This is a genomic window from Micromonospora sp. NPDC049836, from assembly GCF_044465125.1.
Lineage (GTDB): Bacteria > Actinomycetota > Actinomycetes > Mycobacteriales > Micromonosporaceae > Micromonospora.
Genome location: NZ_JBITLH010000013.1, coordinates 86,186 through 102,861 on the forward strand (window position 1 = coordinate 86,186; position 16,676 = coordinate 102,861).

The following is a 16,676-nucleotide window of genomic DNA, read 5'->3' on the forward strand; positions in this document are numbered from 1 at the left end:
CCACGACCCACGGAACGCCAGTACCGGAGAGGAGCGGAAGCTCCGCGAGTACCTGCACAAGGTGACCGGCGAGCTGCTCACCGCCCGGCGCCGGGTGCGTGAGCTGGAGGAGTCGGACCTCGAACCGCTGGCCATCGTGGGCATGAGCTGCCGCTACCCCGGCGGCGCCAGCTCGCCCGAGCGGCTGTGGCAGCTTCTTGCCGACGAGCGGGACGCCGTCACCGGGCTTCCCGAGGACCGCGGCTGGGAGCTGGAGCGGCTGTACGACCCGGACCCGGACAGCGCCGGCACCGTCTACACGCGCGGCGGTGGCTTCCTGCCGGAGGTCGGCGACTTCGACGCCGAGTTCTTCGGGATCAGTCCCCGGGAGGCGCTGGCGATGGATCCCCAGCAGCGGCTGCTGCTGGAGGCGTCCTGGGAGGCGCTGGAGGACGCCGGGATCGACCCGACCGCGCTGCGCGGCTCCGACACCGGGGTGTTCTGCGGCGCGTTCTCCTCCGACTACGGCGGTTCGATGCCGCCGGAGCTGGAGGGCTTCCGGCTCACCGGCACGTTGGCCAGTGTGGTGTCGGGACGGATCGCGTACGTCCTGGGCCTGGAGGGCCCGGCGGTGTCGGTGGACACGGCGTGCTCGTCGTCGCTGGTCGCCCTGCACCTGGCGGTACGGGCACTGCGGGCGCGGGAGTGCTCGCTGGCCCTGGTCGGTGGCGTGACGGTGCTGGCCGAACCGTTCCTGCTGGTGGAGTTCAGCCGGCAGCGCGGGCTGGCGCCGGACGGCCGGTGCAAGTCGTACGCGGCCGGCGCCGACGGCACCGGGTTCTCCGACGGCCTGGGCCTGGTGGTGCTGGAGCGGCTGTCGGACGCCCGCCGCCACGGCCACCGGGTGCTGGCGGTCGTCCGGGGCAGCGCGGTGAACCAGGACGGCGCGAGCAACGGGCTGACCGCACCGAACGGCCCGGCGCAGGAACGGGTGATCCGGCAGGCGCTGGCCAGTGCGGGGCTGACCGCCGCCGACGTGGACGCCGTCGAGGGACACGGGACGGGAACCCGGCTGGGCGACCCGATCGAGGCGCAGGCGCTGCTGGCGACCTACGGTCAGGAGCGCCGCGACGGGCCGCTGCGGCTGGGCTCGGTCAAGTCGAACATCGGGCACACCATGGCGGCGGCCGGCATCGCCGGTGTGATCAAGATGGTGCTGGCGATGCGGAACGGCACGTTGCCGCGCACCCTGCACGTGGACGCCCCGTCCCCGCACGTGCCGTGGGCAGCCGGTCAGGTCCGGCTGCTCACCGAGGCCGAACCGTGGCCCGCCGCCGGCCGGCCGCGCCGCGCCGGGGTGTCGTCCTTCGGCATCAGCGGCACCAACGCCCACGTCATCCTGGAAGAAGCACCGGCCGACCCCGCCGGCGTGCCGGCCGACTCCACCGGCGGGCCGGCGGACCCCGCGCCCGAGCGGGTCGCGGCGCCGGTGCCGGTGCTGCTCTCCGGCCGGACCGAGGCGGCGTTGCGGGCACAGGCCGGGCGGCTGAGGTCGCATCTGCTGGCGCACCCGCAGGCGCGGCCGGCGGACGTGGCGTACTCGGCGCTGACGGCGCGGGCCCGCTTCGAGCGGGCGGCGGCCGTGGTGGCGGCCGGTCGGGACGAGCTGCTGACCGGCCTGGCGGCGCTGGCCGCGGGCGAGCCGGGCGTGCCCCGCGGGCGGCCGATGGCCGGCGGGACGGCCGTGCTGTTCAGCGGCCAGGGCGCGCAGCGGGCCCGGATGGGCGCCGGGCTGGCCGAGGTGTACCCGGTCTTCGCCGAGGCGCTGGACGAGGTGTGCGCCGAGTTCGGCGGCGCGTTGCGGGACCTGCTGGCCGCGCCGCACGCCCCGGAACTGGACGAGACCGCGCACACCCAGGCCGCGCTCTTCGCCGTCGAGGTGGCGCTGTACCGGCTCGCCGAGTCGTTCGGCGTACGCCCGGACTTCCTGATCGGACACTCGGTCGGTGAGCTGACCGCCGCCCACGTGGCCGGGGTGTGGTCGCTGCCCGACGCGTGCCGGCTGGTGGCGGCCCGGGGCCGGCTGATGGGCGCGTTGCCGGCCGGCGGCGGCATGGTGGCGCTCCAGGCCGGCGAGGACGAGGTGCTGCCCACCCTGCCACCGGGGTTGTCGCTCGCGGCGGTCAACGGCCCGCGTGCCGTGGTGGTCTCCGGCGAGATCGCGCAGCTGGAGGCGTGGCTGCCCGGCTGGCACGAGCGGCGGTCCAAGTGGTTGACCGTCTCGCACGCGTTCCACTCGGCGCTGATGGACCCGATGCTGGCCGAGTTCCGCGCGGTCGCGCAGGGGCTGACCGCCCGCCCGCCGCGGCTCCCGGTGGTGTCGAACCTGACCGGCCGGGTGGTGGCGGAGGAGCTGACCGATCCGGACTACTGGGTCCGGCACGTGCGGCACGCGGTGCGCTTCGCCGACGGGATCCGGACCCTGCGGGAGCAGGGGGTGAGCCGGTTCCTGGAGCTGGGCCCGGACGCCGTGTTGACCGGGCTGGCCCGGCAGGGCGTCGAGGACGCGGAGGCCGTGTTCCTTCCCGCGCTGCGGGCCGGGCAGCCCGAGCCGGCGGCGTTCACCACCTTCCTGGCGCAGGCCGGGCTGGCCGGCGTGCCGGTCGACTGGTCCGCCGTCCTGGCCGGCGCCCGCCGGATCGACCTGCCCAGCTACCCGTTCCAGCGGCGGCGCTACTGGCTCAACCCCACCACCGGCGGCAACCCGGCCGGCGCCGGCCTGACCCCGCTGGACCACCCGCTGCTCGCCGCCGTCGCCCGGGTCGGTGACCGCGACGAGTGGCTGTTCACCGGCCGGGTGAGCCGGGACGGCGCGCCCTGGCTGGCGGACCACACGGTGCTCGACACGGTCATCGCGCCCGGCACCCTCCTGGTCGACCTCGTGCTCGCCGCCGGCCGGCACACCGGTAGCCCGGTCATCGGCGAGCTCACCCTGGAAGCGCCCCTGGTCCTGCCGGACACCGCCGGGGTCCGGTTGCAGGTCACCGTCGGCGAACCCGACGCGGCGGGACACCGCCGGGTCGGCGTCTACTCGCTCTCCGGCGCCGACGACCCCCGCTGCCACGCCCGTGGCCTGCTCACCGGCAGCGCACCGCCGCCCCCGGGCGGCCCGCACCGGCCACCACCGGCCGCCGAGCCGCTCACCGCCGACGCGCTCTACGCCCGCCTCGCCGACGCCGGCTACGAGTACGGCCCGGCCTTCCAGGGGGTACGGGCGGCGTGGCGGGCCGGGGAGCAGCGCTACGCCGAGGTCACCCTGCCGGCGGACGCCACCGGGACCGGGTACGTGCTGCACCCGGCGCTGTTCGACGCCACCCTGCACGGCGGCGCCGACCTGCTGGACGGGGACGACCCGGCCGGAGCGAGCCTGCCGTTCAGCTGGTCCGGGGTCCGGGTCGACCAGCCCGGCGCCGAACGGGTGCGGGTCCGCATCGGCCCGGCCGGTCCCGGCGCGCTGCGCATCGACCTCACCGACGAGCAGGACCGGCCGGTCGCCGCCGTCGAGCGGCTCGCCTTCCGTCCCGTCGCGCGGCATCAGCTCGCCGGTGCCACGCCCGCCGGCGCCGACGCGCTCTACGCGGTGCACTGGACGCCGTTGACCGTCGGCGAGGCGGGTCCGGCGCGGGTGCGCCGCTTCGATTCGTTCGACCGGGCCACGGTCGAGCCCGCCGAGCGGCCCGACCTCGTCGTCGCCACCGTCGCCCACCCCGGCGAGCCGGACGGCGACGTGCCGGGCGCGGCCCGGAACGTCACCCTGGCCACGCTCGACCTGCTGCGCGACTGGCTCGGCGACCCGGGTACGGCCGGCACCCGGCTCGTCGTGGTGACCCGGTTCGCGGTGGCGACCGCCGACGAGGCGCTCGACCTCTCGCTCTCCCCGGTCTGGGGACTGGTCCGCAGCGCCCAGTCCGAGCATCCGGGCCGGATCCTGCTCGTCGACCTCGACCACGGGGCGGAACCCGACTGGGCCGCGCTGGCCGCGCTGGACGAACCGCAACTGGCGGTCCGGGACGGGCGGGTGCTCGCCCCCCGGCTCGGCCGGCCCGGCGCGCCGACTGGCAACGGGCGGCCCGCCGCGCCGACTGGCACCGAGTCGCCGGACCCGGACGAGCGGGCCACCGCAACGGCCGGGGACGAGGGATCGGCGGCCGGCGGGGACGTGCCGGCGGCGACCGGCGGCGGCGACGGACCGGCCCTGGACCCGGACGGGACCGTGCTGATCACCGGCGGCACCGGCGGCCTCGGCGCCCTGGTCGCCCGGCACCTCGTGACCGGGTACGGCGCCCGGCGGCTGGTGCTGGTCAGTCGCCGTGGACCGGACGCGGACGGGGCCGGGAAGCTGACCGCCGAGCTGGCGGAGCTGGGCTGCGCGGTGCGGGTCGCCGCCTGCGACGTGAGCGAGCGGGACCAGGTGGCCGACCTGCTCGCCGGGCTGGAGCGGCCGCTGACAGCGGTGGTGCACGCGGCGGGCGTACTCGACGACGGGGTGCTGGCGTCGCTCACCGCCGAGCAGGTGGCACGGGTCACCCGACCCAAGATCGACGGCGGGTGGCACCTGCACGAGCTGACCGCCGGCGCGCAGCTGTCGGCGTTCGTGCTCTTCTCCTCGGTGGCCTCGGTGCTGGGCAGTCCCGGGCAGGGCAACTACGCCGCCGCGAACGCGTTCCTCGACGCGCTCGCCGCCCACCGCCGGGCCGAGGGCCTTCCGGCGAGCGCGCTCGCCTGGGGCATGTGGGCCGGGGAACGGGGGATGGCGGGCCGGCTCGACGAGGTGGCCGTCGGCCGGTGGGCGCGGCTGGGCGTCGAGGGCTTCTCCGCCGAGGACGGCCTGGACCTCTTCGACGCGGCGTGGCGGCGCGACCCGGCGTTGCTCGTACCGGCCAAGCTCAACCAGCACACGCTGCGGGCCCAGGGCCGCGCCGGGACGCTGCCGCCGCTGCTGCGCGGGCTGGTGCGCGCCACGGCACGACCGCCGGCCGCCGGCGGCTCCCTCGCCGACCGGCTCGCCCGCGCCCCGGAGGCCGAACGCCGGCAGGTCGCCCTCGAACTGGTCTGGACACAGGTCGCCGCGGTCCTCGGCCACACCTCGCCGGCGGCGGTCAACCCCGAACGCGCCTTCAAGGACCTCGGCTTCGACTCGCTGGCCGCCATCGACCTGCGCAACCGGCTCACCGAGACGACCGGGGTCCAGCTGCCGTCCACCCTGGTCTTCGACCACCCCAACACGGCCGCCGTCGTCGAGCTGCTGCTGGCCGAACTCGGCGGCGGGGACAGCGGCGCGCCGCCGTCGCTCGACGACGAGGTCGGCCGATTGGCGGCGGCGCTCGACTCGGCCCCGGCCGACGAGCGGGCGCGGGTCGCCGGCCGGCTGCGCACCCTGCTCGCCTCGATCACCGAGGACGAGCAGCGCACGAGCGAGCGGATCCTGGCGGCCGCCACCGCCGACGAGGTCTTCGAGCTGATCGACGCCGACTACGGCGAGCTGTGACAGGTACGACGGATGAGCGGGGGCACGGGGATGAGCGCTGAGGCCACGGAGGCGCAACAGGAGAAACTCGTCCGGTATCTGAAGCGGGTCGCCGTCGACCTCAACGAGACCCGGGCGCGGCTGCGCGAGCTCGAGGACCGGGCCAGTGAACCGCTCGCCGTCGTCGGCATGAGCTGCCGGTACCCCGGCGGTATCAGTTCACCGGACGAGCTGTGGCGGTTCGTGGCCGAGGAACGCGACGCGACCAGCGACTTCCCGGTCGACCGCGGCTGGGACGTCGAGCGCCTCTACGACGCCGACCCGGACCACCCCGGCACCTCGTACACCCGGCGGGGTGGCTTCCTGGACCGGGTCGGCGAGTTCGACGCCGACTTCTTCGGCATCAGCCCCCGCGAGGCGCTCGCCATGGATCCCCAGCAGCGGCTGCTGCTGGAGGTGGCCTGGGAGACGTTCGAGGACGCCGGCCTCGACGTGACGGCGCTGCGCGGCTCCGACACCGGCGTCTTCTGCGGGGTGATGTACCAGGACTACGGCTTCGTGGCCGGGCAGAGCGACCGGCGCCCGGAGATCGAGGGCTACCTGAGCACGGCCTCGGCCGGCAGCGTCGCCTCCGGGCGGATCGCCTACACGTTCGGCTTCGAGGGCCCGGCGATCAGCGTCGACACCGCCTGCTCGTCGTCGCTGGTGGCGATGCACCTGGCCGGCCGGGCGCTGCGCGCCCATGAGTGCTCGCTCGCCCTGGTGGGCGGCGTCACCGTGCTCGCCCGCCCGGACCTCTTCGTCGAGTTCAGCCGGCAGCGGGGGGTCGCCCCGGACGGCCGTTGCAAGGCGTACGCGCAGGCGGCCGATGGCGTCGGGTGGGCCGAGGGGGTCGGTCTGCTGCTGCTCGAGCGGCTCTCCGACGCCCGCCGCAACGGCCACCGAGTGCTCGGCGTGATCCGGGGCAGCGCGGTCAACCAGGACGGCGCCAGCAACGGCCTGACCGCACCGAACGGCGCCGCCCAGGAGCGGGTGATCCGCCAGGCGCTCGCCGACGCGGGCCTGGGCCCGGCCGACGTCGACGCGGTCGAGGGGCACGGCACCGGCACCACGCTCGGCGACCCGATCGAGGCGCAGGCGCTGCTCGCGACGTACGGGCGGGAGCGGGAGCACGGCCCGCTGCGGCTCGGCTCGGTGAAATCCAACCTCGGGCACACCCAGGCCGCCGCCGGCGTCGCCGGGGTGATCAAGATGATCCAGGCGATGCGATACGGCACGCTGCCGCGCACCCTGCACGTGGACGCCCCCTCGTCGCACGTGCGCTGGGACGAGGACGCGGTACGGCTGCTGGTCGAGGCCGAGCCGTGGACCGGTGGCGGGCGTACCCGACGCGCCGGGGTCTCGTCGTTCGGCGTCAGCGGCACCAACGCCCACGTCATCGTGGAGGAGCCGCCGGCGCCCGAGCCGGCTCCCGGCGGGGACGGCGGGCCGGTCCCGCCGGCCGGCGCGCCGACCGCCGTCCCGGTGCTCGTCTCGGCGCGCAGCGAGGCGGGCCTGCGGGCCCAGGCCGGCCGCCTGCACGCCCGGTTGACCGCCGACCCCGACCTCACCCTGGCCGACGTCGGGTACGCCTCGGCGACCGGCCGGGCGCACCTGGAGTGGCGGTCGGCGGTCGTCGCCGCCGACCGGGACACCCTGGCGGCGGGCCTCGCCGCCCTGGCCGCGGGTGAGCCGGACCCGGCGGTGTGCCACGCCGGCCCGACCGCGAGCCGGGTCGTTCTCGTCTTTCCCGGTCAGGGCTCGCAGTGGGAGCGGATGGCGGTCGAACTGCTCGACTCCTCGCCGGTCTTCGCCGCCGAGATCGAGGCGTGCGGCACCGCGCTGTCGAAGTACGTGCCGTGGCAGGTGGCGGACGTGCTGCGTGGGCGGCCCGGCGCGCCGTCGCTGGACCGGGTCGACGTGGTGCAGCCCGCGCTGTTCGCGGTGATGGTTTCCCTGGCCCGGCTGTGGCAGGCGCACGGGGTCCGGCCGATCGCCGTGGTGGGCCACTCGCAGGGTGAGATCGCCGCCGCGTACATCGCCGGCGGGCTCTCCCTCGACGACGCCGCCCGGGTGGTCGCGCTGCGCAGCCGCGCGGTCGGCGACCGGCTCGCCGGCCACGGCGGCATGGTCTCCGTGGCCCTCGACGCCGAGCAGGTCGAGGCGCGGCTCGCCCGGTACGACGGCCAACTCTCCGTCGCCGCCGTCAACAGTCCCCGCACCACGGTGGTGGCCGGCGACCCGGCCGTCCTCGACGACCTGATGCGGGACTGCGAGCAGGACGGCGTCCGGGCCCGGCGGATCCCGGTGGACTACGCGTCGCACTCCGCCTCGGTCGAGGCGATCGAGGAGGAGATCGGCCGGGACCTCACGCCGATCGCGCCGCGCTCGGGGGAGATCCCGTTCTACTCGACCACCGCGGGCACCTTCCTCGACACCGCCCGGCTCGACGCCGGCTACTGGTACCGCAACCTGCGCGGCCGGGTCGACTTCGCGCCGGCGGTGCGCGCCCTGGTGGAGTACGGGGCCACGTGCTTCGTCGAGGTCTCCGCCCACCCGGTGCTGACCATGGCGGTCGAGGAGACCGTCGCGACCACGGACCCGGCCGAGCCGGTGCGGGTCGTCGGATCCCTGCGGCGGGACCAGGGCGGACCGGCCAGGTTCGCCGCCGCCCTGGCGGAGGCCCACCTGGCCGGCGTACCGATCGACTGGGCGGCCTTCCACGCCGGAACCAACGCGGTCCGGGTGGCGCTGCCCACCTACGCGTTCCAACGGCAGCGCTACTGGCTCACCCCGGGCGTCCGGGCCGCCGACCCGGGCGCGGCCGGGCTGAGCCGCGTCGAGCATCCGGTGCTCACCGCGGCCATCCAACTCGGTGACCGGGACGAGTGGCTGTTCACCGGGCACCTCTCCGCCGACGGCCAGCCGTGGACCCGCGACCACGCGATCGTCGGCACGCTGGTCGTGCCGGGCGCGGCGCTGGTCGAACTGGCGCACACCGCCGGGCGCCGGGTCGACCGCCCCGTCGTCGACGAACTGGTGCTCGAGGCCCCGCTCGTCCTCTCCGAGGACACCGTCCGGCAGGTGCAGGTCACCGTGGGCCGGGCCGGGCAGGACGGCCGGCGCGCGGTCGAGATCTTCTCGGCCGAGGACACCGACGACGACGCGGAACGCCGGGCCACCTGCCACGCGCGCGGCTGGCTGGCCGCCGGGACCGACCCGACCGCGGCCCTCCCGGTCGCCTGGCCGCCGCCCGGTGCGCAACCGGTTCCGGTCGACGCGCTCTATCCGCGGCTGGCCGGGGCCGGCTACGAGTACGGCCCGCTCTTCCAGGGCCTGCGCGCCGCCTGGCGGGACGCCGCGCACGTCTACACCGAGGTGGTGCTCGACGACGAGGCGGCCGCCGAGGGCTACGCCGTGCACCCGGCGCTGCTCGACGCGCTGCTGCACGGCGCGCTGCTCGACAAGGGCGCCGACGCCCCCGTCGAGCTGCCCTTCTCCTGGTCCGGGGTGAGCCTCGGACCAGGCCGGGGACCGGTGGCGCGGGTACGGATCTCCCCGGCCGGGCCGTCCGCGCTGGGCATCGCGGCCGTCGACGAGAGCGGCACGCCGATCCTGTCGGTCCGGGCCATGGCGTCCCGGCCGGTCGACCCGGCCCGGCTGGCCGCCGCGTCGGGCGCGCCGGCCGGCGACGGCCTCTACGAACTGCGCTGGCTGCCGGCGCCCGCCGAGGTCGGGACCGGTCCCGGCGACGCCGCCGACGTGCTGCGGGTCGAGCCGGGCGGTGACCCGCGCGCCCGGGTGGGCGAGGTGCTGGCCGCGGTGCAGCAGGCGCTGGCCGCCGACCGGTCCCTGACGGTGGTGACCAGCGGGGCCCGCGGTGCCGACCCGGCGAGCGCCGCCGTCTGGGGGTTCGTCCGGTCCGCGCAGCTCGAGCACCCGGGCCGGTTCACGCTGGTCGACACCGACACCGACACCGACACCGACACCGACACCGACACCGACACCGACGCCGACACCGACGCCGACGCCGACGCCGACGCTGGCCGCGACGCCGACACCGGTCGCGACACCGGAAGCGACACCGAGGCCGGCACCGATGCCGGTCGCGACGCCGATGCCGGTCGCGATGCCGATGCTGGTCGCGACGCCGACGCCGACGCTGGCCCCGACGCCGGCATCGGCGCGGGCGTCGGCATCGGCGCGGGCGTCGGGAGTGCGGTGGCGCGGGCGGTGGCCACCGGCGAGCCGCAGGTCGCGATGGTCGACGGGGTGCCGCTGGTGCCGCGCCTGGTGCCGGTGCCGCCGCCCACCGGCCGCTGGTCCACCTCCGGCACCGTGCTGATCACCGGGGCGTCCGGGGCGCTGGGCCGCCTGCTGGCCCGGCACCTGGTCACCGAGTACGGGGTGCGGCGGCTGCTGCTGCTCAGTCGCAGCGGCACCGCCGACGTCGGGGAGCTGCCCGCGGAGATCGTCCGGGTGCGCTGCGACGTCGCCGACCGGGAGGCGTTGGCGGCGGTGCTGGCGGAGCACCCGGTGTCGGCGGTGTTCCACGCCGCGGGGGTGCTGCACGACGGGGTGGTGGCCGCGTCGACCGCCGCGCAACTGGACCTGGTGATGCGGCCCAAGGTGGACGGGGCCCGGTGGCTGGACGAACTGACCCGGGAACACGCGCTCGACGCGTTCGTGCTCTTCTCCTCGGCGGCCGGCGTGGTCGGATCGGCCGGGCAGGCGAACTACGCGGCGGCGAACGGGTTCCTCGACGGGCTGGCCGTGGCCCGCCGCGCCGCCGGCCGGCCGGCGGTGTCGCTGGCCTGGGGACTGTGGGACGCCGACAGCGCGATGACCGCGCACGTGGGCCGGACCGAGCTGGCCCGCCTGTCCCGCGCCGGGTTGGCGGCGATGAGCCCGCAGCAGGGGCTGGCCCTGCTGGACCGGGCCCTGGCGACCGACCGGCCCGTGCTGGTGCCCGCCCTGCTGGACCTGGCGGCGCTGCGGGCTCGCGCCGCCCAGGGCACCCTGCCGCCGATCTTCGCTGAGCTGGTGCGGACGCCGGCGCGGCGCGCGACCGGTGGCGCGGCCGGCGGCGGCTCGGCGTGGCTGCGGCGGACGGCCGCGCTGGACGCGGCGGGCCGTCGGGCCGCGCTGCTCGAGCTGGTCACCGGCCAGGCGGCGCTGGTGCTCGGGCACGCCGGCGCGGGCACGGTCGACGCCGGGCGCGCGTTCAAGGACCTCGGCTTCGACTCGCTGACCGGTCTGGAGCTGCGGCAACGCCTGCAACAGGTGACCGGCCTGAAGCTGCCGGCCACGCTCGTCTTCGACTACCCGGGCCCGCAGGCGCTGGCGGACCACCTGGACACCCTGCTCGTCGGCGCTCCCGCCGAGGCACCGGGCGCCGCGCCCGCCACGGCCACGGACGACGACCCGGTCGCCGTGGTGGGGATGGCGTGCCGGCTGCCCGGCGGCGTGGACTCCCCGGAGGCGCTGTGGCGGCTGGTCGCCGACGGGGTGGACGCCACCTCGGAGTTCCCGACCGACCGCGGCTGGGACCTCGCCTCCCTGTACGACCCGGACCCGGACCACGCGGGGACCAGCTACGCGCGTCGGGGCGCCTTCGTCGAGGGGGTGGGCGAGTTCGACGCCGCCTTCTTCGGGATCAGCCCCCGGGAGGCCACCGCCATGAACCCGCAGCAGCGGCTGGTGCTGGAGACGTCCTGGCAGGCGATCGAGAGCGCCGGCATCGACCCGGCCGGTCTGCGCGGTGAACCGGTCGGCGTCTTCGTCGGCGCCATGCCGACGGAGTACGGGCCGCCGATGCACGAGCTGGTGGAGGAGCTGGACGGGTTCCGGCTCAGCGGCAACGCGACCAGCGTGGCGTCCGGGCGGGTCGCGTACACGCTGGGCCTGGAAGGGCCGGCGCTGACCGTGGACACCGCCTGCTCGTCGTCGCTGGTGGCGCTGCACCTGGCCGCCCAGGCGCTGCGCCGGGGCGAGTGCACGCTCGCGCTGGCCGGCGGCGTGACGGTGATGTCCACCCCGGCGACGTTCGTCGAGTTCTCCCGGCAGCGGGCGATGTCGCCGGACGGCCGGTGCAAGGCGTTCTCCGCCGACGCCGACGGGGCCGGCTGGGCCGAGGGCGCCGGCATGCTCGTGGTCGAACGGCTCTCCGACGCCCGCCGCCACGGGCACCCGGTCCTCGCCGTGGTGCGGGGCAGCGCGGTGAATCAGGACGGTGCGTCGAACGGGTTGACGGCGCCGAACGGTCCGTCGCAGCAGCGGGTGATCCGGCAGGCGTTGGCTTCGGCCGGGTTGGCCGGTGCGGACGTGGACGTGGTGGAGGGGCACGGTACGGGTACCACGTTGGGTGATCCGATCGAGGCGCAGGCGTTGTTGGCGACGTATGGTCAGGATCGGTCGGCGCAGCGTCCGGTGTGGTTGGGGTCGCTGAAGTCGAACATCGGGCACACCCAGGCCGCCGCCGGGGTGCTCGGGGTCATCAAGATGGTGCTGGCGATGCGGCACGGGCTGCTGCCCCGCACCCTGCACGTCGACGAACCCTCCCGCCAGGTCGACTGGGCGTCCGGCGCGCTCGAGCTGCTCCGCGACCAGCGTCCCTGGCCGGAGACCGAGCGGCCCCGCCGGGCGGCTGTCTCCGCCTTCGGCATCAGCGGCACCAACGCCCACGTCATCCTCGAACAGCCGCCCGCCGACGAGCCGCCGCGAGCGGAGCCGGCCGGCCCGCCCGTGCCGTGGGTGCTCTCCGCCAGGTCCGCCGCCGGCCTGCGGGACCAGGCGACCCGGCTGCTCGGCCAGCTGGCGGCGGACGACGCTCCGCCGGCGCGCGACGTCGCGTACACCCTGCTCACCGGCCGGTCGGCGATGGCGCACCGGGCCGTGCTCCTCGGCGACGGCCGCGACGCGCTGCTGGACGGGCTCACCGCGCTGGCCGACGGCCGGGACAGCGGCGCCGTGGTCACCGGCGTGGCCCGGCCCGAACGCGGCCGGCTGGCCCTGCTCTTCTCCGGGCAGGGCGCGCAGCGCGCCGCGATGGGCCGGGAACTCTACGACCAGCACCCCACCTTCGCGGCCGCCTTCGACGCGGCGTGCGGGCTCCTCGACGCCCGGCTCGCCGGCCACGCCGAGCACCCGCTGCGCGACGTGGTCTTCGCGCCCGCCGGTTCCGAGCCGGCCCGCCTGCTGCCGCAGAGCATGTACACGCAGGCCGCCCTCTTCGCCGTGGAGGTCGGGCTGCTGGAGGTGGTACGGGCGGCCGGGCTCGCCCCCGACTACGTGACCGGCCACTCGCTGGGCGAGATCACCGCCGCGTACGCCGCGGGGGTGTTCTCCCTGCCGGACGCCTGTGCGCTGGTCGCGGCCCGTGGCCGGCTCATGCAGGCGCTGCCGGCCACCGGGGCGATGGCCGCGATCGCCCTGTCCGAGCAGGAGGTCCGGGCGCACCTGGAGCACGTCGAGGGGGTCGAGCTGGCCGCGGTGAACGGTCCGCGGTCGGTGGTGGTCTCCGGTGACGAGGCGCCGGTGCTCGCGCTCGCCGAGTCGGTCCGCGCGGCGGGGCACGGCGTCCGGCGGCTGGACGTCTCGCACGCCTTCCACTCCCGGCACATGGAGCCGATGCTCGCCGAGTTCGCCGCGGAGCTGGCCACCATCTCCGCGCGGCAGCCCCACATCCCGGTCATCTCGAACGTGACCGGCGCCCCGGCCGACCCGGAGCGGATCGGCACCGCCGCGTACTGGGTGGACCACGTGCGCTGTACCGTGCGGTTCGCCGCCGGGGTCCGGGCGTTGCGGGACCTCGGCGTCACCACCTTCGTCGAACTGGGCCCGGGCGCCGTGCTCACCCCGATGGTCCACGAAACCCTCGACGACCAGGACGGACCCGGCGGGGCGCTGGCCATCGCGGCGCTGACCCGGGGCCAGCCGGAGCCGTCGGCCCTGCGCCGCTCGCTCGCCCAGCTCGTCGTCGCCGGCGTACCGGTGTCCTGGGAACGCGACCTGGCCGGCGCGCGCCGGGTGACCCTGCCCGGCTACCCGTTCCAGCGCCGGCGCTACTGGCTGAACGCGACCGGGCCCGGGCAGGGGATGAGCGCGGCCGGGTTGAGCAACGCCCGGCACCCGCTGCTGGGGGCGGCCGTGTCGCTGGCCGGCGGCCGGTCGGGCGCGCTGCTCACCGGGCGGTTGGCGCCCGGCGCGCACGCCTGGCTCGCCGACCACGCGGTCCGGGGCACGACGCTGCTGCCCGGCACCGCGCTGCTGGAACTGGCCCTGCGCGCGGCCGACCAGGTCGGGTGCGCGGTGGTGGAGGAGCTGACCCTGGAGGCCCCGCTGCCGCTGACCGCGACCGCCCCGGTGTTCCTCCAGGTCGTGGTGGGCCCGGCGGACCCGGCCGGTCGGCGTACGGTCGAGGTGTACTCGGCGTCCACCCCGGACGGCGCGGACGTCGCGGCGATCCGGCACGCCACCGGCACGGTGGCCCCCGCCGTCGACGCCCCGGTGTCGGACGGCGCGGCCGACTGGCCCCCGGCCGGCGCGGAGCCGGTGCCGGTGGGCGACCTCTACGACGACCTCGCCGAGCGCGGCTACGACTACGGGCCGGCGTTCCGGGGCGTCCAGGCGGCCTGGCGGGTCGGCGCGGAGGTCTACGCCGAGGTCGGCCTCCCCGTCGAGCCGGAGAGTTTCGGCATCCACCCCGCCCTGCTGGACGCCGCCCTGCACGCGATGCACCTGGCCGTCCCCCCGGTCGCCGGCAGCGACGGCGGGCAGCAGGTGCTGCCCTTCTCGTGGACCGGCGTGACCCTGGCCGCCACGGGCGCCACCGCGCTGCGGGTCCGGCTCGCCCCGGCGGGCGAGCGCGCCGTCTCGGTCACCGCCGTCGACCGCGCCGGGCGGCTCGTGCTGCGGGCGGAGTCCCTGGCGCTGCGCCCGTTCGCCGGGATCGCGCCGCCCAGCGCCGACACCGACCTGCGGCTGCACTGGCGGCCGGTCCCGGCGGCGCGGGACGCCGGCGCCGCCGCGCCGGCCACCGTCCACGTCGAACCCGACGGCGACGTGCACGCCACCCTGGCCGGTGTCCTCGCCCGCGTGCAGCGGTTCCTCGCCGACGCCGGGCCGCGGGACCGGCTCGCGGTGGTCACCCGGGGCGCGCTCACCGACGTCCCCGACCCGGCCAGCGCCGCGGTCTGGGGCCTGATCCGGTCGGCCCAGACCGAACACCCGGACCGGCTGCTGCTGGTGGACCTCGACGAGCCCTCGGACGCGGCGCTCGCGGTGGCCGTGGGCACCGGCGAGCCGCAGGTCGCGGTCCGGGCCGGCCGGGCGTACGTGCCGCGGCTCACCCGGGTCGCCCCACCCGCCGAGGCGACGCCGGAGCCCGCCGGGGTGGCGGCGGAGCCCGCCGAGGCGGCACCGGAGCCCGCCGGCCGGACCCTCGCCGACGGGGAGGTGCGCGTGTCGCTGCGCGCCCGCCGGCTGGCCGCCGAGGACCGGGCCGCCGGGGTGGTGACCGAGGTCGGGCCGGCCGTCACCGGCGTCGCCGTGGGCGACCGGGTCACCGGGTCGTTCCCCGACGGACCGGTGACCGAGGCGCGGCTGCTCGCCCCGGTCCCGGCCGGGTGGAGCTTCGCCGAGGCCGTCGCCGCCGACCCGTGTCCGGACCCGGCGACCCCGGAGCCGGCGGTGACACCCCCGCCCCGGGTACGTGCCTTCGACGCCCGGCAGCGGGCCGAGGCGCACCGCTACCTGGCCGAGGCGATCGACCCGGCCACGGTGGTGCTGACCCTGCCGCGCCCGCTCGACCCGGCCGGCACCGTGCTGGTCACCGGCGCCAGCGGCACCCTCGCCGCGCTGGTGGTGCGGCGGCTCGTCGAGGAGCACGGGGTCCGGCACCTGCTGCTGCTGAGCCGCCGGCAGCCCCGCGCCGTCGACCTGCCGCCGGACGTCCGGGTCCAGGCGCTCGCCTGCGACGTGGCCGACCGGGAGCAGGTGGCGCGCGCTCTCGCGGCGGTGCCCGCCGAGCACCCGCTGACCGCGGTGATCCACACCGCCGGGGTGCTGGACGACGGCGTTCTCGACGCGCTGAACCCCGAGCGGCTGGCCGCCGTGCTGCGACCCAAGGCGGACGCGGTGAACCACCTGCACGAGCTGACCGCCGACGCCGACCTGGCCGCGTTCGTGCTCTTCTCGTCGGCCGCCGGGCTGCTCGGCTCGGCCGGGCAGGCCAACTACGCGGCCGCCAACGCCTACCTGGACGCCTTCGCCGCGCGGCGGCACGCCGCCGGGCGTCCCGCGGTGGCCGTCGCCTGGGGCCTGTGGACGCAGGCCAGCGCCATGACGGCCGGCCTCGGCGAGGCCGACCGGAACCGGCTCACCCGCGCCGGGATCCGGCCCACCGGCACCGAGGAAGGGCTGCGCGCCTTCGACCGGGCCCTGCGCGGCCCGGACGCGCTGGTCGTCCCGCTCCGGGTCGACCGGGCCGCGCCGCCGGACGCCGCCGTACCGCCGCTCCTGGCCGAGCTGCTCGGGACGCCCCGGCGGCGCGCCGCCGGGACCGCCGCGCCGGCCGAGGCGCCGCTGGCCACCCGGCTGTCCGGCCTGCCCGAGCAGGAGCGCCGGGACCTGCTGCTGGAGATCGTGCGCTCGGCGGTCGCCGCGGTCCTGGGCCACCCCGATCCGGCCGCGGTCCCCGCCGGGCTCGCCTTCCGCGATCTCGGGTTCGACTCGCTGACCGGCATCGAGCTGCGCAACCAGCTCGCCCAGCGGACCGGCCTGAAGCTGCCCGCCACCGCGGTCTTCGACCTGCCCAGTCCGGAGGCGCTCGCGGGGCACCTGTACGACCGGCTCGCGCCGCCCGCCGCCGCCCCGGGCTACCCGCACCTGATCGGCGAGCTGGAGCGGCTGCGGACCCGGCTGGCCTCGCTCGACCTCTCCGCCGACGAGCGGGCCGGGGTCGCCACCACGCTGCGCGGCATGGCCGCGTGGTGGGACGCCGGTGGGCTGGCCGCGCCCGCCGGGCCGGCGGTGGCCGCCCTCGAGACGGCCACCACCGCCGAGGTCCTCGACTTCATCACCGACAACCTCGGCATCTCGCTGACCGCCGACGACGCCCCCGCCAGCTGAC

The 16,676-nt window shown here is 77.1% G+C and carries 1 protein-coding gene and 1 pseudogene; both read left to right on the forward strand.

Annotated elements, in window-relative coordinates:
- Positions 1-22: 22 nt before the first annotated feature.
- Positions 23-5,527, forward strand: a pseudogene (locus tag ACIBPB_RS27935) (SDR family NAD(P)-dependent oxidoreductase); the annotation flags it as partial.
- A gap of 12 nt (positions 5,528-5,539) precedes the next feature.
- A complete protein-coding gene (locus tag ACIBPB_RS27940) occupies positions 5,540-16,675 on the forward strand; it encodes a type I polyketide synthase (protein ID WP_396842422.1) in 11,136 nt (3,711 codons plus the stop codon).
- Position 16,676 lies beyond the last annotated feature (1 nt).